Origin of the sequence: Priestia sp. GS2, from assembly GCF_036409025.1 — a bacterium.
GTDB classification, from domain to species: Bacteria; Bacillota; Bacilli; order Bacillales; family Bacillaceae_H; genus Priestia; species Priestia aryabhattai_A.
The window spans coordinates 1240986-1262183 of sequence record NZ_JAZGJX010000001.1 but is presented as its reverse complement, the minus strand read 5'-3'; the positions used below and the strand labels follow the sequence as shown (position 1 = coordinate 1262183).

Here is a 21198-nt window from a genome sequence, read left to right as displayed (position 1 = left end):
TTCCATACTATACCATAATTTGTTTATAAATTGCAATAATCGATTATTTTTCATAATGTAGCCATCTTGATTTTTCCCCGCCCATTTTCTCATAAAAGTTCTGAGCAACTTCATTATCAGTGGCTGTTTCCCAAGACAACCCCACTAAATCATGTTCTTTTACGTACGTTTCACATGTCTGGAATAACTTTTCTCCTACTTTATTTCCGCGATTCATTGGCAAGACGTACAAATCATTTAAAATGGCTGTTTTCTTTAGCTTTAGTGTGCTGAAAGTTACATAAATGGTTGCAAAACCAAGTAAGCGATTTTGTTCCTCGGCTACGTATTGAACTCCTTTTGATGGATCAGCTAATACTAACTCAATATGAGAAACTATCTCTTTTCGTGGGGGTTCAGGCTGATGGTAAAAATCAACAATATATTCTTTCATCAACGTTGCTAGTCGTTCAACATCTTTTTCAACTACACGTCTAATAACGACCATATGCTCACTCCTCTAGTTAAATAGTATGAAAATCCAACTATTTATTATAGCATAAATTGGATATTTTACAGAACAATCTGATAGATTAATAATCTCTCTAAAGAAAGGCATACACTGGACAAACTTCCCATATATTATCAATGTACTAGCTTTTTAACAAATAATGAATAACTTTTTATATAGGGTGAGGATTATTTTTACTCGTGCAGTCGTCATTTTTTGTGGTAGTTTATTAATCGGCTTAGGACTTAACGGATTTATTGCACCCCATCATTTATTAGATGGTGGACTTATCGGCTTGGGCTTAGTTATTTATTACATGATTGGTTTACCAATCGGCATATCTATTTTAATAGTTAATATCCCTGTTTTTATTTACGCTTTTTTTTACCATCGCAAACATTTTTTTTATGGAAGCGTTGGGCTACTCTTTTCTTTTTTTATGACAGAAAAGCTCAATGTTTTTGATGGAAGTATGGAAATACCTTTACTTTTTAGTTCCATAATTGGAGGCGTGCTAATTGGTATGGGAATCGGTTTAATGCTTCGATATGAAGTCAGCTCAGATGGACTTGATCTTATCGCTTTGATCATTTCAACAAAATGGCCGATTAATATTGGCCTCGTTATTTTTCTATTGGACAGCTTAATTATGCTTATCGGCTTACATATCGTAGGTTTTACGGCTTTTTGCTACTCGATGATTGTCATCATGATGAGCAGCTTTATGATTATTACCTTCACTTCAAAGAAATGGATACCATAATAAAAAGCGCCAGCTACAGGCGCTTTACATATTACCAACATACATATCTAAATGATGAGGAAGAACCGAAATTGTTGCGGGCGTAGCTGTTTCTTTTTCGCCATCACAGTCTACAGTCTTCTGTGGAGTAGCCTCAATCGTTACTCGTTTTGTTTTAAAATGTAATAGTTGACTTGTTGGGTCCATCTGCTCTTCTCCAGGCGCTGTTTGAAGCCATTTGATGAGAGGTTCAAGAGCCATTTGTTTGACCACATATACATCTAAAAGACCATCTTGAAACGAACAATTTCCTAAAACAGCCCTGTTTCCACCAAGGAAAGGGCCATTTCCAATTAAAACCATTACTGCTTCACCCTCATACGTTGTTTCATCACTATCAACTTTTACTTCAAAAGGTTCTACTTGACTAATCGTTCTACCCACACTCATATAATATGAGAGCTTGCCAAACTTTTCTTTCCCATCTTCTAAAATGTTTTCAGAAACGTCTGCTACAAGACCGATTCCCCAGAAATTCAAAAAGTACTGTTGATTATGCTGGCCGATATCAACCGCTGTTTTCTTTTGCTCAATAATTTGCTCTACTGCTTTCAATGGATTTTGATTCATACCAATTGCACGAGAAAAATCATTGCATGTTCCTCCTGGAAGAATTGCAAAGATAGGTCGCCGTTCAAGAGGGGCAAGTGCATTTATTAGTTCATAAATAGTTCCGTCTCCTCCAGCTCCAACAATAACATCTACATCAGAAGCAATTTCTTTTACAATTTCTCTCCCCTGACCTGGGGCTTCGGTTTCATATAGCTTTACCTCTGAAAAAATTGTTCTCAATCTATTACAAATAAGGTCAATGGACTCAATTAATTTTTTATTACCTGCGTTTGGGTTTAAGATAACTGCTATTTTCATGTTTGTCTCTCCTATACATGACGTTTATTTGTCATTGTTCCCCTATCTTTATTAAATTGAAACATCAACTTTTCCTAATGTGAATTTTGAACGTTTTATGACACTCTGTAAAATAAAATATTCTTCTTCTAAAAGCTGATATAATGTTTTCCTAGAGCATGGCATTATCTGAAGGAGATGAAGTAATTTATGTCAATTAAATATATGACTCAGCTATTTGCAGCTTGTTTCATATTTCTTTTATCAATAGCTGCAACATGGTATGAGGGTTCCAACTTAATTGATGATTCATTTGAATGGGGAGACTCAGCAAAGTACACTTCTGTTGCTAGTTCATCTATTCAATCAGGATACGACATTTCACAAGTGGATTATTTTATTTATGCGGCTAAATTTTACCCATTTTTCCCTATAATGATGCTTACGAGCGGCTTATACTTACTTACTCTCCTGTTATTTGTTGCTTTTAAGAACCGCTGTTCATATATGAGTTTTTGTTTATTTATACTAGCAATGCTGCTGTTTTCCCTTGGGTATAAACTATCGGCAAGTCCGACTGTAGGAGCAGGATCGCTTATGAAAACTTGCTTAACAACCGGGTCGTTTGTGTTAATTTTCAGCTTTTACTATGGTTTAAAGTATTTAAAAACTCACAAAATCCCTTTCTTATCTTCATAACCTTTTGTTCCTTACTTAGATAAAAAAGCACAAGGATCCTAGTATATTCTTTGATTCCTTGTGCTTTTCTTTTATAGAACAATATCAAAATATTCTTTTAGCTTTGCTCTAAATTCACCCTCTGAGTTAATAGCTGTTTCCCTTTTATTCAGTCCGTTTGTAATTTTCAACGTATTGGATGACAATGAGATTTTTCCATCCTTAGTCGCTACGCTACAGAGCTTCTTTTGGCGAAAAAATGAGGTTGAATCTTGTTCATAATACCTGCAGGCACCATAAAAGTCTTCTAGTTTTCTTGATTGAAGAGAAAATTTAAAAAGATCCTGCCAATTATTGTTTTTTTCTTGAACAATCCATTCGTCATTACGCTTTACCACTCGATATTCACCATTATGATCTTTATACGTATATCGGTCCTCAATTAGTAAAGGTTCAAAAAAGCCACCTCCAATTCCAATATCGGCTAAGTAACTTTTTCCACTTATCTCTACACAGAGCGCGAGATGCGTACAGTCTTTGTTCCAACTCTCTTGCGTTTCGTTCCAAAATGCGCCTGATATCAACCTTACTTCAAACCCAATTTTTGTTAAGATTGTGTACAATAAGCTGTTTGTTTCAAAACATAACCCGCCGCGTTTGTTTCGTACAACTTTATCAAACACTTCCTCTGGGTTCATTGATAAAGGCTTATTTAAGTGAATATCAAGATTCTCAAAAGGAATTGTAAGGACGGATTGCTTATGTATGTGTTTTAATAGTAATGTTTGATCTGTTTGTGGATGTACGTGAATATGCTCTAAAAATTGTTGAACATGAACCATTTTTTCTCCTCGCTTATCTTCTATTTAAATACTGTTTAATACGCTCTGCCACCTGTTGATAAAAACTAAGTTCATGAGGGACTAAACTGTTGTAGGTGATGTCATCTTTGAAGATAGACTTCACACCGCCCTGGCATATGAATCCTTCGGCAAGAAAACTATTTGTTTTCCCAAAACAAAAATTGTAAAAATGATTAAAATCCACACAAACAATTCCTGCTACCTCTTCCAACTGTAACTGATAGTCGCTTATTTTATATGGCGTTTCGTATATAAACACATGCGCAATCTCTTTATCTATGAACTCTTCTTTGTAAGCTTCGTAGTGAATTTTTCCAATTGAAATTAGTTCTTCCCTTTTGACTTTTACACCTAGTTCTTCTTCAACTTCTCGAATTCCATCTTCAACGGTCTCGTCAACTAAAAGATGTCCTGCAGCAGTGATATCAAATAAATCTGGATAATCTTCTTTATCGAGACTTCTAAGCTGTAAATAAATATAGTCTTTAGCTGCTTCATGACTAATAAACCAACAGTGAAACGTTTCATGCCAATATCCAAGTCGATGAACTTCTGCCCGTGATGCTTGTCCAATTAACTGATTGTTATCATCAAATATCCTTAACATTTCATTTTTCATAACGACGCTCCTTTACTTATAATCATAAAAAAGCACCACACTGGTATAATCTTACACCATTGTAGCGCTGATGAACATTATTTTACTCTGATTATTTCGAGAGGAAATCACGATTAGCAGCTAAAGGGGGCTGCTCAAGCCAGCCTTTTTTAATACTAATTTTCACGCCATCAAGAGCAAATTTAGCTGTTTCTAATGATAATCGACCGAAGTCAATTGTAATGTCTTTACGAGCAACTTTTGAAAGGGCTGTTCCATAATTAGAAAGTCCGTTTGTGCTTGCAATGCCTGTGTGATACATCATTAATTTATCTGAAAAAGGTGCAATTCGAGACTCAGAGACTTCCGGATCCCATAGCTGTGGTGAGGGAAGGTCTTCATCCGTCAATAAATTGATAAACAGTTCAATATGCTTGTGAGCAATCTTTCGGCCTCGCACTAAATATTCTCTTAAGTCATCTGATTCAGCCGCTTGGCTAAACGCAATCATTAAAGACTTTCCAAGCATATTCGTATCTAAGTTCACATACACGGCTTTAATTTCTTGTGCTGTAATGGGACGCTGCTTTCCTCGCAGCTTTCCTAAAAACGATTCGCTTTCAACAAACTCTATTTTACTAGGAATAGGGATACTCGGTGTTCGAATAACAATTCCCTTTTCCAACAAATATTCAATCGTATCGTGAAAAATGTCTATATACTCGTTCATGTTTTGAATAAAAAACTCTCTCATATCGCGGCGATGCGAACCAAATAGCGCATCTGAATATTGTATAATTGAGCCTCTGGCCATTTCCTTTAAATAGAATAAGTAAAACTTATCTGAAAACATTCGCGGAGCATTCAAAAAAACATCTGCTTCACTAAAACCTGCTGGAGCTATCATTTTCTCTTGCTCAAAAATTAGCTGATAACGTGCAATTCGAGCGTGCAAAAGGTCGGTATTTTTTGTTAAAATTCCTTTTACATTCCCATCGTATACATGTTGTGAAAAGTGTTTCATTACGCATAAGAGCATTGTTTCACCAATATACCCTTCCCATAAAGAGCCCACTTCCCCTGATGTTAGTGTTACAACTCTTCCATTGTTATCCATAACGTCACCTCTACGTCATAGTATGAAGCAAAGAAAAACATATTATGTAAATCCTGAACTTATCATTAAAAATATTAATGATTGAAATAAAATAACAATATTTCACTAATAATTAAATTTCCTTTAAGCTGAAGAAGTATAAATGATATTGGAGTGAAAAAACATGAATAGAAATAATTTTATAAAAAATGGACGTTTTTTGGCATATACCGGTGGTCTTACTTTTACTTTTGCTGTTGCAATAGGAGGATATTTACTTGCATCTCTCTCAATTTTTCAAATGATAGGTCCCCTTGCTTGTGCACTATTGATTGCAATTATTTATCGTAACTACATTGGGTATCCCACTCAATTTAAGCCAGGCATTAAATTTGCATCTACGTTTTTACTTCGTGGTGCTATTATCTTATATGGTCTTCAGCTTCAGATTGATCAAATATTTGCCGTAGGGATTGGTATTTTTTTCAAAGATGCATTGGTTATTATCTTATCAATTACCTGTATGTTACTGATTGGAAAATGGCTAAAAGCAGATTTGGCCATTTTATTATTACTCGGTGTAGGAACAGGCGTATGCGGAGCAGCCGCCATTGGGGCCGTTTCGCCTATTTTAAAATCAAAAGAAGAAGACATTGCAATAAGTGTTGGGATTATTGCGCTAATTGGAAGCATTCTCTCCATTGCCTACCCTTTTCTTCAGTCAATTTTAGACCTTTCTCCTGAAGAGTACGGAATATGGTCTGGCATGAGTTTACACGAAATCGCTCATGTAACCCTTGCTGCTATGCCTGCCGGCCAAGAAGCTCTATCACTTGCTATTATAGCTAAACTTGGCAGAGTTCTATGGTTAATTCCACTTAGCTGTTTGTTTGTTTTATTTATGAAAAGGAAGGAAAAACAAGAGACATCAACTGTCATTAAATTCCCTTGGTTCTTAGTGGGCTTTCTCTTAATGAGCATTTTCAATAGCTATATTTTAGAAAGATATGTATACATTCCTAATGCAATAGTGAGCACCATTCCTACCTTAACTACGTTCCTTTTAACAATGGCAATGGTTGGTCTAGGATTAAACGTTAACATTAAAACGTTATGTTTCAAATCTGCTCGACCACTAATAGCAATTATCATTACCTCATTGCTTCTATCAACTATTACACTAGTGATGATTTAATTCACAAAAAGAAGCGACTCTTCAACAGCCGCTTCTTTTTGATTCGATTGTTTATTGTTTTTGTTCAACTGGAGTATAACCAATATAAGATGACTGTGGACGATAAATCCGATTATCTTCTGACTGTTCAAGTACGTGTGCAGTCCATCCAACCAGTCGACTTGCCGTAAATGTTGGCGTAAACAAATCTGCTGGAAGCTCTACTGCTTTCATAACAGCTGCAGCAAAATATTCCACATTCGTGTAAATCTTTCTTCCTGGCTTATATTCATTTAACAATCGAATGGTTGTATCTTCAATTTTCACAATAAAATCAAACCATTCGTTATCATTTGATATTTGTTTGGAAACTTCTTTTAAAGCTTCTGCTCTAGGATCATGAGTTCTGTAAACACGATGTCCAAAGCCCATAATTTTCTCTTTTTTCTCAAGCTTCTGTCGCACCCAAGTTTCAATGTTTTCTGGAGACCCAATTTCTTGAAACATACTAATAACACCAGAAGGAGCACCGCCATGTAAAGGTCCTTTCATTGCACCAATCGCTCCACAAATCGCAGAGACCATGTCTGATTCGGTTGACGCTACCACGCGTGAAGAAAATGTTGATGCGTTCATACCATGCTCAATAGTAAGTACAAAATAAGCGCTCAATGCTTTAACAAGGCTTGAATCCGGTACTTCTCCTGTAATCATATACAAATAGTTAGCCACGTGATCTAAATTCTCATTCGGCTCCACCACTTCTAAATCATTCATTTTACGATACCAGTAAGCAATAATAGTTGGCGTAACTGCAGTTAATGCAACCGCTTGATTTTTTGTAGGCGGCCAACTGTAAGATGGATCCCCCAGTGCTGAAATGCATGTACGAAGAGCACTCATTACTTCTGTATCTCTAGGTAGACAATCCATTAAAGCTACGATATTTTTAGGTAATACTCGATGCGCTTTCATCTCTTCTTTAAATTCATTAAGCTGTTCATGATTTGGTAACTGTCCGTTCCAAATCAAATAAGCTACTTCTTCAAATGTATAGTTAATTGCTAAATCTTTTGCCCAATATCCACGGTAAATTAGCTGACCTTTATCTCCATCAACATGCCCAACTTTTGTTTCAGCTGCTACAATTCCTTCTAAACCTTTTACATATGTCATTATGACCACTCTCCCCTTTTTATTTTCTCTTTATTTACGAGGTGTTCTTGTAGTCTGATAAATTTCATCTTTCTATATTTATTCTTATTCTTTGTATGTAAGAACAAATCAATGATGATAGATGGGGAACAACTGTTATTATTTCTGTAAATCGGAGGCTCTAACAATCAGTATTTCTGAGGGTATAGCTATCAATGATAACGCTTTCAACATTGTGTTCTTATACAAAGTACGAAGGACCATTTTTGTAAAAAAAGATGAATTATCATTCAGTTTCCTTATGTAAGAGTTTACATTTTATTGAAACATAAGTAAAATAGATAAATAGAATAAATAGTATGAAAACAAAGAATATTAGTGAGGGGCTTGATTATGGACATTCGTGAACTGCAACACTTTATGGAAGTTGTAAACCAAAAGAGTTTTACTAAGGCTGCATCTGCTATTCATTTATCTCAACCAGCTTTGAGTAAAATTGTGAAAAAGCTTGAAGAAGAATTGGGTGTAGATTTATTTGATCGCTCGACTCGCAAATTGACTCTTACAGATGCAGGTCAAGTTGTATATAATCAAAGTCAAAAATTAGTTTCGACATTGCATGAACTTCATGCTTTATTAGATGATCTTAGACACTTACCAACCGGAGAAATTAAAATCGGTATCCCGCCTTTAATTGGCACCATTGTTTTTCCAATGATTGCCAAAAAATTCACTAAGAAGCATCCACAAGTAACCCTAGAGCTCGTAGAATTAGGTGCTAAGCGTATCGTTGAACTTGTTGAGTCTGAACAGGTGGACCTTGGAATCATTGTACTTCCGGTGCAAAATCCTATGTTTCATGTTTATCCCTTTGTACAAGAAGAATTTAACTTATATATTCATCACAAACATCCACTTGCTCAAAAGCAGGTCGTGTCTCTATCGGAATTAAAAGAGGAACCTTTCATTTTATTTAGTAAGGATTTTTCGCTTCATGACCGTATTATCCATGAGTGTATCGAAGCCGGCTTTCAGCCAAAAATTGCATATGAAAGCTCGCAGTGGGACCTCATCATTGAACTCGTGGCTTCTGAGCTAGGGATTGCTATTTTGCCAAAATCAGTTTATCCAAAGATTAATAACCCGCTCATACGTAGCATTCCTATTTCATCCCCAACACCAATGTGGGAGCTAGGTATTATTTTAAAGAAAGAACGCTATATGTCATTTGCTACGCGAGAGCTTCTTAGCTTCTTAGTAGATGAAGAAATTATCCTACCGTCCCATATGATGAAAAAAGAAGAAGCTCAAAACTTACCTACTCCGTAATTTATTAAAAATAAGAGGGAACAAAACGTCATAATTTCTTCTCAAAGATAATTCATGACGCTTCTACAGTGGTTAAATTGTAAAAATAAGTTCAAAACCAACAAAAGATATCTGAACTATTGAAAAGAGTTAACTTTCGACAGTTCGGATATCCCGTTGGGTTAATTATTTCTTTTCCAGCTTCTTTTATATAAACATATTCTTATATCAAAACATAAAAAAACACCTTCATAGTAAGAGAAGATGTTAGGAATCGTCTGTACTTGTTTCTTTATAGATTTTATGCAACATGCGATTAACAAGGATCATGCATACTCCTGCAAGTGCGAAAAGTGCGAACCATTCTTCCATTACCATAACTTTTCCTCCTTTGAAAATCGACTTAGTAGATTGTCTTACAAGATAATTCGAACAAATATCCTGTAAGACAATAATAGCAATTGATACCTAAATTGTAAATAGTATGCGCTTACATTTTTAAAATCTTCGGTCTATTCAATGATTTGTGATGACTTCTACTGGTCCATGATCGTCACAGTGACCGTCATGCACATGATGTAGCCTTCCATTTACTAAATAGTCCATATGATCTCCATGGGGAACCATCTCATGGCCGCAATCTTCTTCATGATTACATCCACACTCAATTGGCTGACATGCATCAGGGTTAGTTTCATTTACTGGAATTACACACTCATCCCAATGATCATTATGTTTATGGTGTAGATGACCGTTATGAACATAATCAATATGACCATCATGCATAATTTTCGTATGTCCACATGCTAGGCTATGCTCATGCTTATGTAACCCACTATGTTCTTTATGCTCCATTTTTTCACCTCCCTACTCTGTCTGTATTATACACATTTCCCCTAATTAAAAATCAGCATAACATTTTAAAGAACAAAAAAAAGCTGTGCACGTGGCACAGCTTTTTTATCCAACAGAATGTTTAATGTTTACGAGATCACTTAAATTATTCATATAGATAATCTGATTACCAAATGAATTTCCCTTTAACATTTCTGTATGAGATGGTTTCATTCCTATGATATAACAGGTAACTCCCATAATATCAAACGAACGCATAAAGGATGAAAAGGCGTGGATGCCTTCTGGTTTCAGTTCATTAATTCCTGAAAAGTCAAAGAGCATAATGGAATAATGACCATCATATGTAGCATCTTGGAGCACTTTGGAATTTTCTGCTACGAGCTGCTCATCTAAATCGCCAAACAGCGGAATAAGAGCTACCTTTTCAGAGAGCTTAATGAAAGAAGCTGATAGCTGCTTAATTCGTTTTAGAGACGCCTCTAAACGCTCTTTTTGCTGTAAGAGCTCAAAGTCCGTATGTGCCAATCTTTTTTGATGAGCTTGGACCATCTTTGTTAGCTCTTTGATACGTTCGTCTTGGTGAAGGCAAACTAAGTGTCCGACTCCTTCATCCCACTGTATAAAACATTCAAATAAAGCATAAGGTGATTGCTCAGTCTGTAACACTAGCTCTACCTTCTGGGCGGTATACTCTTTTTCTTCCAAGAGCGTTGTGCGCTTCCGGTTTTCCTTTTTTTCGTTGTCGTCTTTTGCAATATACTCTGTTCTTAAATATTTCTTTGCTTTTTCTTTGCTGAACGTATCAACAACTTCTAAGAAGTTATCGACCGACGCAAAAGTCGTCATCGCTAGCTTGGAACGATTTAAAATTTTAAGATTTCGGTCCACAGTAAAATATGGAACAGGAGCACTTTTAAGCATCGACATGTATGTCCACCCCTTTTTTATAACGTAATAACCATTCATTTAGTTCGTTTAAACTTGGTATTTGTTTTGCGTTGTCAACCACACTGTTTGCAACATGATTTGATGCAATGAGCCTTCCGCCAATTAGCGTAATGGGTTTTGGATCTAAACTCTCTAACAAATTTACATATTGCGGAAGTTGATCTAGGTGAAATGAAATGGTAACGGATAATGCTACAATATCGGGCTGCCAGTCCGTTGCCATAACCTCCGCTGCTTCTCTTGGCAAATCTGCTCCTAAAAACCGCGTGTCAAATCCATGTTCTTCAAATAGAAGTGAGACCATCTTTAATCCAATAAAATGCTGTTCTTCTTCTAGACAAAACAACATCACTTTTCCGTGCTTTTTGTTTTTCTTACTTGTTACCTCTTTATAAAATCCATAGCGTGTTAATAAGTAATCACAAGTTGTAGTTGCTACATGTTCATCAGCAACCGTAACGATATTCTTTTCCCACAGCGTACCAATATAGCGCATAGCAGGGGTCAACAGACCTTCATAAATATCTAGGCTACTTGCGCCTTTTTCTACTGCTTTCTCTACTATATTCCACGCACTATCTTGATTTCCTGAAAGTAGCTCATCAACTAACCTCAGAGTTTGAGATTCCAATGTTTCTCACCTCAGTCCATCATTTGTAGCTTTTTACCAATAAAAATAAGAAAGCGAGAAAGCCTAAAGAACTTTCTCGCTAAAGGTGATATCTTTCCATTTATAAATTTCAGTTTTATTCAACCTTATCATATAAATACTGGGTCAACAACTGAAACTACTGTATTTATGAATAAATAGTATAAATCACCCTATTTATCCATCTTTAACGTAGACTTATTCCCTTTTTTAAAAAAATTACTCTTTATTTTAACTAATTTCACATTATCTTTTATTTTTCGCCAAAACATGCATAACTTGGTTTAATCGCGGGTATCAAAAAGATATAAGATTAAAATACACTATTAGGAGGTTGTTATTATGTCATTTATTTGGATGCTTATTGTAGGTGGACTTATTGGTTGGTTAGCTGGCATTATTACTGGAAAAGGTGTTCCTGGAGGTATCATTGGTAATATTATCGCCGGTTTTATCGGAGCTTGGTTAGGTGGACTTATTTTTGGAAACTGGGGTCCTGAGATGGGCGGATTCGCCATTGTACCTGCGATTATCGGCTCTATAATTTTAGTATTAATTGTAAGTTTCGTTATGAGAAAAATGCGTAGAAATCATGCTTAATATCAAAAAACGCTGCTTTATAAAGCAGCGTTTTTTTCGTGAGTCAAAATATTTGAATCAAAAATATCCTTCTTGTACACTGAGTTTATCCTTACTTAAAAGGATTGAATACAAGGACTTTTTTTGAAGGAGATGAACGAATAATGACTCGCTATTCTAAGCTATTTGAACGAACAAAGTTAGAGAATTTACAATTGAAAACAAGAACTGCAATGGCTCCCATGACACGATGCTTTGCAGATGATGAAACAGGCGTTGTAAACAAGGAGATTGCCCAGTACTATCGTCGTCGCGCTAAAGACGGCATTGGTCTTATTATCTCAGAAGGTGTTGTAATCAGTGACCGCGCGAAAGGAAATCCAGGTGTTCCAGGAATTTATACGCGAGAGCAAATTGAAGCGTGGAAAGAAGTAACAAATGCTGTTCACGAAGAAGGAGGGACGATTATTGCGCAAATTTGGCACGTAGGACGTTTAAGCCATCATGAGTTAATTAAGGGTCAACAACCTCAAGCTCCTTCTGCTATCGCTGCTGATGGTCAAGTTCCTCGCTTCCGTAAACCTTATGAGACACCGGAAGAAATGACAAAAGAAGATATTAAAGAGGTTGTTTCTCAATATGCTCAAGCTGCTAAAAATGCTATAGAAGCTGGATTTGACGGAGTTGAAATTCACGGTGCACATGGCTACTTAATTGATCAGTTTAACTCTGAGTTTTCTAATAAGCGCACGGATGAATACGGTGGAGATTTAAAACAACGATTAACGTTCATGAAAGAAGTAATTTCTTCCGTGATTGATGCAATTGGCGCAGAACGTGTTGTAATTCGTTTCTCTCCGCATAAAGTTGATGCACCTGACTATAGATGGGATGATGCGGAAAAAGCAATTCAAACCTATGTCGAAGCATTTAAAGAAGTCGGCGTGAAAATAATTCACCCTTCCATGCTTAATTTTTACGAAGATGTAAAAGATGGTAAGAACCTGTATGAAATCGTTCGAAACTACTGGAGTGGCCCAATTATCGGCGTAGGTGATTTAACGCCAGATTCTGCAGAACGTGCTTTAGAAGCTGGCTGGATTGACGTAGCAGCTATCGGGCGTCCACTTATTGCAAACCCTGACTATTTACATCGTATTAAACAAGATGAACCCCTTGTAGAGTACGACCCTGCTACACACTTACCAAAACTTATTTAATAATACCAAAAGAGCGGGAATGACCCGCTCTTTTCTTGCTTAAATTTGTTTTTCACTCCCCTTTTCTTAGCCTCTTTTTTAAAAACACACTGTATGGTTTATAAGAGTAATATCTAGGGTACCATACACATATCTCGCTTCCCATTGACTATTAACTCATTTACAATTACAGCGCTGAACATGGAGATGAGGTGGAAAATTGAATAGTTTTAATCGACTTCTTTTAGTTCTAATTGGAGTAGTTGGACTTATTTCTGCAGGTTTATTAGCCCTAACTGTTTATGATGTTCCAAACTTATCTAATTGGTTACAAACTTGGCAGCAGCAAGAATGGTTCTACTATACAGTTTTAGCTATAAGTGCCTTTTTAGCAGTAGTATTTCTTATCTTGCTATGTACAGGCTTATTTACTAGCTCTCCTGACCGAGAGTTAATCATTGTCACTAGTGAAGGAAAAATAACGATTTCCAAAGCTACTATTGAATCAACTGCGTTAAAAGCCATTCAAAGCGTTCAAGGAATTCGTTCACCAAAAGTAGAAGCGCTAATTAATCCTCGAAAAGAATATGTGAGCGTATTGGTCAGCTGCTCTTTATTTGGTCGTGAAGGGTTACCTTCAATCGGTAAGGACATGCAGGCAGAGATTAAGCGCGCTGTTGAATCTTTGCTAGAACTTCCTGTTCATTCTGTCCGCATTCATTTAACTGATACAAAAACACAAACGAAAGAACGCGTTGTGTAATGAAGGAGGCATTAACATGAGTGGACTTGATAAGTTACTTCCTTACCGCGGACGCTTGTTTGGCTTACTACTTGGACTTATTTTAGCAATTTTATTATTAACAATTGGCTTTGGCCCTACAATTCTTGTAATTGGGTTTATGGGTATTGGGTACTTGATTGGAAAGTGGCGAGATGGACAATTAGATATTGAAGCTTGGCTGCGTTTTTTTACTCGCAGACCTTAACTAACAAAGGAGAGAACTAACATGGCAGAATCTACTACACAAACAATGAAACATGAAAATAAATTAACATTTGAAGATCAGGTGATAAAGAAGATTGCAGGTATTGCTGCTAACGAAATCAAAGGTATCTTATCGATGAGCGGAGGGTTTATGAGTGGTTTAACAGATCGGTTCCGAAACTCAGAAGATATTACAAAAGGCGTGCAGGCAGAAGTAGGAGAAAAACAAGTAGCGCTTGATTTAAAAGTGATTGTTGAATATGGTAAGAATGTGCCAACAATCTTTAATGAAACGGTTACAAACGTAAAAAAAGCAGTGCATGAAATGACTGGGCTTGAGGTAGTTGAAGTGAACATGCATGTGGAAGACGTAATGACTCGTGAAGAGTTTGAAACAAAAAATAATAATGCCGAAAAAGAGCAAGACTCTAAGCGAGAGATTCAATAATGATGAAATAAGCTTCGTGCGTGTGCACGAAGCTTTTTTTGTTTATAATAAACGATTGCTTTTAAAATACTTCCACATTCCCCATGTTAACGCAATAAGTATCAGTAAGATAACAAGCGTAGAATAATGTGAGTCCTGATAGGGAATTGGAACATTCATTCCAAAAAAACCCGTTACAAAAGTGAGCGGAAGCATAATGGTTGATATTATTGTTAACATGTTTAATTTTTCTGATGACTTAGCACTAATAATAGAATAATACGTATCAAGGGCACTGTTTACTAAGTCACGAAAAGTCTCAGTTGAGTCTACAATTCGCTCTAAATGATCAATTAAATCAATAAAGAACGGGGTGTTGTCTTCATTAATATCAAACTTCCACTTTCCATTTACCGCCAAGAAAATACGACGCTGAGGTAAAATAACACGACGAATCAAGATAATTGTTCGCTTTAACGCAAGGAATTCTTCCGTTACTTCTTTTACTTCTTCGTCATACATTTCATCTTCTAACTCCTCAATCCGAATACCGATACGGTCAAGAATTGGAAAATATTCATCCGTAATACCATCAATAAGTGCATAAAGCAAAAAGTCGGCACCTTTATTCATATACTTAGAGCTTCGAGAACAAATAGCATCCATTTGTCCCAACCACTTTAACTTATGCTTATGAATCGTCACCACATAATTTGGACCTACAAACACGTTAAGTTCTAACGTGGTAATTTCGTTATCGCTTTCTTCATTGTATCGTAAAGCATGAAATACAAAAAACTTGTAGTCTTCGTAATCATCAATTTTAGCTCTAGGACTATCGTGTAGACAGTCTTCAATGGCTAAAGGGTGAAAACCAAATTTTTTCGCTACTTCATTTAACTCTATACTTTCAACATCATACAAATCAATCCACAAAAGATTCTGAGGGTTTTTTAGTTGTTCAATTGCCTCTGTTAATGGCATACCGACTTTCGTTTGTTCATCTTGCTGATTATAAAGATATGTTTTAATCATATTCATTCACCTCATTTTAAAAGTGAGGCATCATAAGGAGCGCTTCTTCACGTGCGAAAAGAGACATGGAACACCTAATGCTGCCTCTAGTTATATTTTTATACAATTTGGGGTCATCAGTGCCCATCCACCTTCACCTCGCATATTGATACTTTATTTCATTATAAATACTTTTTAAGTGTAAACCATCTCTAAAAAAAAGCAATAAAAAAAACGAAGCCAGAGATCCCCTCGGCTTAAAGGGTCCTGGCTTCATCTATATAATATAAGGGGTTAAATAAAACGTACCTTTATTATAGCACACAACTAATGGTCATATTTTCCTCTTATAGAAAATAGTTCTTATTTCGCACCTTTTTCCAGTTCCCTTTCTTTACGAACCTGCTTAGCAAAGAATAATTCATATACAACTGGAATGATAATTAGCGTTAATAAGGTAGAAGATGTTAAACCACCGATAACCGTAATTGCCAAACCTTTAGAGATCAATGTTCCACTTGATGTTGTTAAAGCAAGTGGAATCAGCGCTGCAATAGTTGCAAAGGCTGTCATTAGGATAGGACGTAAGCGCGTTTTACCAGCTTCAATAAGCGATTCGCGGATTGTCATCCTTTTTTGCTCTCTATTTTGGGTAATTCGGTCTACTAATACAATGGCGTTTGTTGTTACAATTCCAATTAACATTAGGAAACCAATCATTACGCTAACAGATAAAGGCTCTTTTGCGATAACTAGCCCAATTAGTGAACCAATCGGAACAAAGATTAACGATGATAAAATAATGAATGGAATACGAGCTTTACCAAACGTAATCAGCATCGTTAAGTACACAAGGCCAATAGCTGTTAAAATAGCTAATCCTAAAGATTGGAAGATTTCTACGGTTTCATCACTACCGCCTCCACCTTCAAGACTTACACCTTTTGGTAAATCAAGTTTTTCTACACCAGCTACTACATCTTGCGTCACTTTTTGAATATTTTCATCTTTAATATCTGCTTCAACACGAGCAAATACTTTTCCATCTAATTTTTGAATGGACGTAAATGTATCGATTTCGCTTACGCTGGCAATATCTTTTACTGCTACTGGCCCTCTTTGTGTAAAGATTTGCAGATCTTCAATTTCTTTTGTTGAACTAATATCTTCATCATAAGAAAGCTGAACTGCACGATCTGTTCCATCTAGCGTTAAGTCACCTACTGATACAGGTTTTGTTTGATCTGTAATTGTTCCTACAAGTTGGAATCCAGATACACCATACTCAGATGCTTTATCTTGATCAACTTCAACCACAAGCTGCTTTTGTTTATCAGAGAAATTATTTTTTACATACTTTAAATTATCATAGGTATTTAAATAGTCTTCTACTTCTTTCGCCGCTGTTTGTAAGTCATTCAAGTCAGATGAAAATAAATCGACCGTTACGTTGTTATTAGTTGGTGGGCCACCCGTTGATGCTTCAGATACGCTTAGCGTTGCTTTTGGAGACTCTTTTCCTACAATGTCTTCTATCTTACTCTGCAGTTCATCAATATACGTATCTACATCTGCGCCATCTTTCAGATTTAAGAAATAACCAATCTGATTTGGACGCTTTACGCCTGTTGCAAAATCACGTGAACCTACTTCTGTTGTAACATCTTTAATTTCATCTTCTGCTGCAAATAGCTCCTCTACTTTTAATGACACTTCATTTGTACGTTCTAAAGAAGTAGACGAAGGAAGCTGGATATTTGCCTGTAATAGTTTTTGCTCTTCGTTTGGAATGAATGTAAAACCAAGCGATGGAACAAGAGCAAATGAACCAAATAGTAATAAGAATGATAAGATTAAAATCTTGATTTTATGATTTAATGACCATGCAATTGCTTTTGCATATCCACGTTGAATTTTACCTTCTTTCTCTTCTGCTGGTACCTTCTTAAACGCAAACTTTGCTAAAATAGGTACAATTGTAACAGCAACAAGAAGTGAAGCTAAAAGTGAAAATACTACCGTTAACGCAAATGGTAAGAAGAATTCACCTGTAATTCCACCGACAAAACCAATTGGTAAAAATACAACAACGGTTGTAATAGTCGATGACGTAATGGCCTTTAATATCTCTTTTGTTGAAGATTCAACTAGTTCATTAGAAATGCCTTCTTCTGATTTTCGAACACGTCTAAAAATATTTTCAATAACTACGATACTATCATCGACAACGCGTCCAACTGCTACTGCCATTCCACCTAATGTCATGATATTTAACGAGATATCCAGCCCATTTAAGAAAATAGCTGATACAAGAAGCGACAATGGAATTGAGATAATTGAAATAATTGTAGCACGGAAATTACGCAGGAAGATTAGCACCGCAATGGAAGCGAACAACGCCCCAAGCAACCCTTCTTTTACTAACGTCTCAACTGACTTTTCAATTCCTTCTGCTGAATCAAATCCAATAGCGTAGTTAATATCATCATCGTATTTTTTCAATACTTCTAATGCGTCGTTGGCAACTTGCACCGTATTTGCATCTTGTTTCTTTGTAATTGCCATTGTTAGCGCTTCTTGTTGGTTATAGCGCGTATATTCACCTTGCTCGCTTACTTCTTCAACAGTTGCAATATCTCCAAGTGAAACTGGTGGAGCTTCTGGATTAACTGTAGATTTTAGCTCAACTTCTTTTAATGCATCAATTGTATCTAGTTTCTCTTCCACTCGCACAGGAATTTGAAGTTCTTCACCGTTTACAGTCCCTGCTGGGAAAGATACAGACTTTTGATTAATCTGTTCCTTAATTTGCTCAAGCGTTAGGCCTGCTGCAACTGCTTTTTCTTTATCAAGCGTAATCTGTAACAGATCCTCCTTTACTCCGCCAACCGATACAGAGTTGATTCCTTCAATTTTATTTAATTCTGGAATAATTTCGCTATCTAAAAGCTTTTCAACTTCCGCATCACCTTCAGCAAACAAAGAGATATTCATAATTGGAAAAGAGCCAAAAGAAAAGCGGTTCACATCAACTGTTGCTGATTCTGGTAAATCTAAGTCTTTTGTTATCGTGTCAATTTGTTGCTCAATATCGTCTAAATCTGTATTAAAAGGAAATTCTAGATTAATAATTCCTACGTTCTCATAAGAAACGCTCTGAACGCTTTTAACACCTTCAAGACCTTTTAATTGATCTTCTAACTTTGTTGTTACTTGTTCGTTCACATCATCAGGAGAAGCACCAGGATATACGGCTTCAATCGACAACTGTGGAAATTCAATATTAGGTAATAAATCGATTTTTAATTTTGAAAATGAGAATAAGCCAGCTAAAATAAGAAGAAAAGACAAAATAAATACTGCTACTGCATTCTTCAAGCTAAACTTTGTCAAGAAATTCATAAAGAGCCTCCATCTATTTTATTAGTCGTATTTATATGTGTAATAAATGAGTACCAGTGGGTCAGTTTATATCACTAAGCGCCTCACCTCCTTTATGTTAAAAATTAATAAACATTTTTCGGGACGTAATCCATTGAACCCCCCGGCAATGAAATAAAAGAGAAACCGTTCTCTCCGTGAAGGTCCCATCCTTCAAACATTGCACTATCTTGAAATAGATCCAATAGATAGTCTTCTGTCAGATATACTCTTAGGATGTTTAAGTCTTCATACCAAACAATATTGTTAATCTGCTTCCCTAGTAATTTCTTTGTGATATGATAACGCCATTCAAACGAAGTATTCAACTTCCAATCCGCTTGACCTGCAATCACATCATCTGCTTTTTTTAACCGCCATGGACATTCAATAACAAGACCACCATTAGAAAACTCTAAAGATAACGGATTGTCATATTGATGAATGATATTTATAACTTGTTGTCCATAAAAGTACGTAAAATCCATCGCTTGTTGTTCCTTATTCATTGAGAACCTCCCATACAATTTAACTTCAGTACCCACGGGTCAGTTTTTTAAAAAAAGAAATCAGTAACAACCTTCTAAAAAAAGGTCAACTGTAAACGTTGCATAACGTTCAATTTCTTTTTCTGACACATTTTGGTTAGATACGATATCCATTCTATACCCGTTTAGCATGCTACAAAACGCTTTTGAATGTAAAGCTGTATCTTCAAGTCCCTCTTCTTTCATCAGGTCTGATACTAAGGAATGATAATCATTAAAAAAGCGATGCAATCGCTCCATCATTCCTGGCATCTGATGAGGAGCTTGCCAAAACGAATCTGGGTACTTTCTTGTGTTATAAAAGAAGTATAGGTGATGCCTTGCTATTGAATAAAGCTTTTGCCTAAACGTTTTGCATCGATCGGTTTCTCGCTTTGCATTAGCAATGAAATAGAGAAAAGAGCGATCATTAACCGCAATATATAAGCTTTCTTTTGAAGGAAAGTAAAGGTAAAGTGTCCCTTTTGACACACCTGCTTTTTTAGCAATATCAATCATTTTAGCATCATGGTAACCATTTGCTCCAAATACCACAAACGCTGCATCCAGGATATTTTCCTTTTGTTCTATTCCTTTTGTCATATTTCCAAACCCTTTCCTGCCTCTTATTGCACGTGTAGAACAGGATCAACGCATCGAGACTGAACGTAAATAAAAGTACAGTTTCATCATTTACTATATATACTTATAAAAGATAACGTTATACCTTGTCAACACATAGTGTGCTTTTTTTTTATTATGTTTTGAACCTTTTGTGAAAACGACCATTGATGCTTGTAACGATTGCATCTACATGGTACATTTTTCACGATAGTTGAAAAAAACATACATTTGGAGGGTAAACCATGATGTTAAAATCATCGATTGGCCGCTTGCGCTTGTTAAGTATTGTAGAAGGCATTTCATATTTACTTTTACTGTTTATTGCTATGCCATTAAAATATTTGGCTGATATTCCTGAGGCTGTATCCATTGTTGGAGCTGCCCATGGTGCTCTGTTCGTATTATACATACTTGCTGCTGTGCACGTGAAATTTGAGCATAGAAAAACAATTTTATGGGGTATCTATGCATTTATCTTATCTATTATTCCTTTTGGAACGTTCTATCTAGACAAGCAGTTAAAAGATGAGCAATAAATAAATCACGCCAAAGAACTGGCGTGATTTATTTATCGTTAAGAAAGCCTGTTAAACTGTTCAATCGTCTTCCACCATTTAAAAGAATGTGGCTTTAAAAGCTTTCCTATTTCCTCAGATGTTATGTGTTGCTCAGAAAGCATTTCATACATAGTTTCAAACAGTCCAATCGTTATGCTTTCTTTTACTTCTGCTTCACCTTCTGTATATAATCTTTCAATGGTTTCAAATATCTCAGGTTCATGGGCTAATTGATTATTGAATTCTAATGAAATTAAGTGAGATGCAAAGCGCTTGAGCTCTTGCTGCAAACCTTCTATTGTTGTTGTATTCACTTCTTCATCATATTGGAACGATGGACTTGCATCAGTTAACAATGGAATAACTTCGCCCTTTGTAATCATATATTTCCCTAC

General features: G+C 36.0%; 24 protein-coding genes. 10 read left to right on the top strand and 14 right to left on the bottom strand.

Features of this window, described 5'->3' with window-relative positions:
* Positions 1-43 precede the first annotated feature (43 nt).
* A complete protein-coding gene (locus V2145_RS06540; RefSeq protein WP_094910498.1) occupies positions 44-487 on the bottom strand; it encodes a GNAT family N-acetyltransferase in 444 nt (147 codons plus the stop codon).
* A gap of 163 nt (positions 488-650) precedes the next feature.
* Here V2145_RS06540 and V2145_RS06535 point away from each other — a divergent pair, with 163 nt between their 5' ends.
* Positions 651-1253: a YitT family protein gene (locus V2145_RS06535; protein ID WP_094910499.1), complete on the top strand. Its 603-nt coding sequence runs from the start codon at positions 651-653 to the stop codon at positions 1251-1253.
* 24 nt (positions 1254-1277) lie between these two features.
* Here the strand turns inward: V2145_RS06535 and V2145_RS06530 are convergent, their stop codons facing one another.
* On the bottom strand, positions 1278-2162 hold the full coding sequence (locus V2145_RS06530) for a diacylglycerol/lipid kinase family protein (protein ID WP_330987427.1): 885 nt from the start codon (positions 2160-2162) through the stop codon (positions 1278-1280).
* A gap of 189 nt (positions 2163-2351) precedes the next feature.
* Between V2145_RS06530 and V2145_RS06525 the strand changes: the two genes are divergently transcribed.
* On the top strand, positions 2352-2840 hold the full coding sequence (locus V2145_RS06525) for a DUF4306 domain-containing protein (protein ID WP_330987426.1): 489 nt from the start codon (positions 2352-2354) through the stop codon (positions 2838-2840).
* 71 nt (positions 2841-2911) lie between these two features.
* On the opposite strand, the gene V2145_RS06520 is transcribed toward V2145_RS06525, so the two are convergent.
* The 3 genes from V2145_RS06520 to V2145_RS06510 all read right to left on the bottom strand — a co-directional run bounded on the left by V2145_RS06520 (position 2912) and on the right by V2145_RS06510 (position 5397).
* Positions 2912-3661, bottom strand: coding sequence for an arylamine N-acetyltransferase family protein (locus V2145_RS06520; protein ID WP_330987425.1), 750 nt, complete (start codon positions 3659-3661; stop codon positions 2912-2914).
* A 13-nt stretch (positions 3662-3674) separates the two neighbouring features.
* Positions 3675-4301, bottom strand: a complete 627-nt coding sequence (locus tag V2145_RS06515) for an NUDIX hydrolase (RefSeq protein WP_330987424.1) — start codon at positions 4299-4301, stop codon at positions 3675-3677.
* A 91-nt stretch (positions 4302-4392) separates the two neighbouring features.
* Positions 4393-5397: a DUF3231 family protein gene (locus V2145_RS06510; protein WP_094910504.1), complete on the bottom strand. Its 1005-nt coding sequence runs from the start codon at positions 5395-5397 to the stop codon at positions 4393-4395.
* 163 nt (positions 5398-5560) lie between these two features.
* On the opposite strand from V2145_RS06510, the gene V2145_RS06505 reads away from it, so the two are divergent.
* The gene (locus tag V2145_RS06505) at positions 5561-6571 is read left to right on the top strand and encodes a YeiH family protein (protein ID WP_094910505.1); all 1011 of its coding nucleotides are present in this window, start codon (positions 5561-5563) and stop codon (positions 6569-6571) included.
* Positions 6572-6622: 51 nt separating this feature from the next.
* Here V2145_RS06505 and V2145_RS06500 read toward each other — a convergent pair whose 3' ends face one another.
* The gene (locus V2145_RS06500; protein WP_094910506.1) at positions 6623-7726 is read right to left on the bottom strand and encodes a citrate synthase/methylcitrate synthase; all 1104 of its coding nucleotides are present in this window, start codon (positions 7724-7726) and stop codon (positions 6623-6625) included.
* A 372-nt stretch (positions 7727-8098) separates the two neighbouring features.
* Here V2145_RS06500 and V2145_RS06495 point away from each other — a divergent pair, with 372 nt between their 5' ends.
* The gene (locus V2145_RS06495; RefSeq protein WP_094910507.1) at positions 8099-9034 is read left to right on the top strand and encodes a LysR family transcriptional regulator; all 936 of its coding nucleotides are present in this window, start codon (positions 8099-8101) and stop codon (positions 9032-9034) included.
* A gap of 495 nt (positions 9035-9529) precedes the next feature.
* Here the strand turns inward: V2145_RS06495 and V2145_RS06490 are convergent, their stop codons facing one another.
* From V2145_RS06490 to V2145_RS06480, 3 genes are all read right to left on the bottom strand, one after another.
* Positions 9530-9868 (bottom strand): hypothetical protein, encoded by a 339-nt coding sequence (locus tag V2145_RS06490; protein WP_094910508.1) that lies wholly within the window; start codon positions 9866-9868, stop codon positions 9530-9532.
* A 105-nt stretch (positions 9869-9973) separates the two neighbouring features.
* Complete coding sequence (locus V2145_RS06485; protein ID WP_311857531.1) at positions 9974-10798, bottom strand: hypothetical protein; 825 nt, start codon at positions 10796-10798, stop codon at positions 9974-9976.
* Positions 10785-11450, bottom strand: a complete 666-nt coding sequence (locus V2145_RS06480) for a cobalamin B12-binding domain-containing protein (protein WP_094910510.1) — start codon at positions 11448-11450, stop codon at positions 10785-10787. Before V2145_RS06480 ends, V2145_RS06485 begins: the two co-directional genes overlap by 14 nt.
* Before the next feature lie 360 nt (positions 11451-11810).
* On the opposite strand from V2145_RS06480, the gene V2145_RS06475 reads away from it, so the two are divergent.
* The 5 genes from V2145_RS06475 (at position 11811) to V2145_RS06455 (ending at position 14682) form a co-directional block, all read left to right on the top strand.
* Positions 11811-12068 (top strand): GlsB/YeaQ/YmgE family stress response membrane protein, encoded by a 258-nt coding sequence (locus tag V2145_RS06475; protein WP_061785287.1) that lies wholly within the window; start codon positions 11811-11813, stop codon positions 12066-12068.
* Between the two features lie 143 nt (positions 12069-12211).
* Positions 12212-13267 carry an alkene reductase gene (locus tag V2145_RS06470; RefSeq protein WP_413691792.1) on the top strand — a complete coding sequence of 352 codons (1056 nt, stop codon included), beginning with the start codon at positions 12212-12214 and terminating at the stop codon, positions 13265-13267.
* Between the two features lie 199 nt (positions 13268-13466).
* Positions 13467-14009: an alkaline shock response membrane anchor protein AmaP gene (gene amaP, locus V2145_RS06465; protein WP_094910512.1), complete on the top strand. Its 543-nt coding sequence runs from the start codon at positions 13467-13469 to the stop codon at positions 14007-14009.
* Positions 14010-14025: 16 nt separating this feature from the next.
* On the top strand, positions 14026-14235 hold the full coding sequence (locus V2145_RS06460) for a DUF2273 domain-containing protein (protein ID WP_131887952.1): 210 nt from the start codon (positions 14026-14028) through the stop codon (positions 14233-14235).
* A 21-nt stretch (positions 14236-14256) separates the two neighbouring features.
* The gene (locus tag V2145_RS06455) at positions 14257-14682 is read left to right on the top strand and encodes an Asp23/Gls24 family envelope stress response protein (protein WP_094910514.1); all 426 of its coding nucleotides are present in this window, start codon (positions 14257-14259) and stop codon (positions 14680-14682) included.
* 42 nt (positions 14683-14724) lie between these two features.
* On the opposite strand, the gene corA is transcribed toward V2145_RS06455, so the two are convergent.
* From corA to V2145_RS06435, 4 genes are all read right to left on the bottom strand, one after another.
* The gene (gene corA / locus V2145_RS06450) at positions 14725-15696 is read right to left on the bottom strand and encodes a magnesium/cobalt transporter CorA (RefSeq protein ID WP_131887954.1); all 972 of its coding nucleotides are present in this window, start codon (positions 15694-15696) and stop codon (positions 14725-14727) included.
* A 342-nt stretch (positions 15697-16038) separates the two neighbouring features.
* Positions 16039-19077 carry an efflux RND transporter permease subunit gene (locus V2145_RS06445; protein ID WP_330987423.1) on the bottom strand — a complete coding sequence of 1013 codons (3039 nt, stop codon included), beginning with the start codon at positions 19075-19077 and terminating at the stop codon, positions 16039-16041.
* Positions 19078-19181: 104 nt separating this feature from the next.
* On the bottom strand, positions 19182-19604 hold the full coding sequence (locus V2145_RS06440; protein WP_094910517.1) for a DUF6188 family protein: 423 nt from the start codon (positions 19602-19604) through the stop codon (positions 19182-19184).
* Between the two features lie 60 nt (positions 19605-19664).
* Positions 19665-20225 (bottom strand): TetR/AcrR family transcriptional regulator, encoded by a 561-nt coding sequence (locus tag V2145_RS06435; RefSeq protein ID WP_094910518.1) that lies wholly within the window; start codon positions 20223-20225, stop codon positions 19665-19667.
* 266 nt (positions 20226-20491) lie between these two features.
* Between V2145_RS06435 and V2145_RS06430 the strand changes: the two genes are divergently transcribed.
* On the top strand, positions 20492-20782 hold the full coding sequence (locus tag V2145_RS06430) for a DUF3817 domain-containing protein (RefSeq protein ID WP_142299143.1): 291 nt from the start codon (positions 20492-20494) through the stop codon (positions 20780-20782).
* A 38-nt stretch (positions 20783-20820) separates the two neighbouring features.
* On the opposite strand, the gene V2145_RS06425 is transcribed toward V2145_RS06430, so the two are convergent.
* Positions 20821-21186, bottom strand: a complete 366-nt coding sequence (locus V2145_RS06425; protein WP_094910520.1) for a DUF7674 family protein — start codon at positions 21184-21186, stop codon at positions 20821-20823.
* Positions 21187-21198 lie beyond the last annotated feature (12 nt).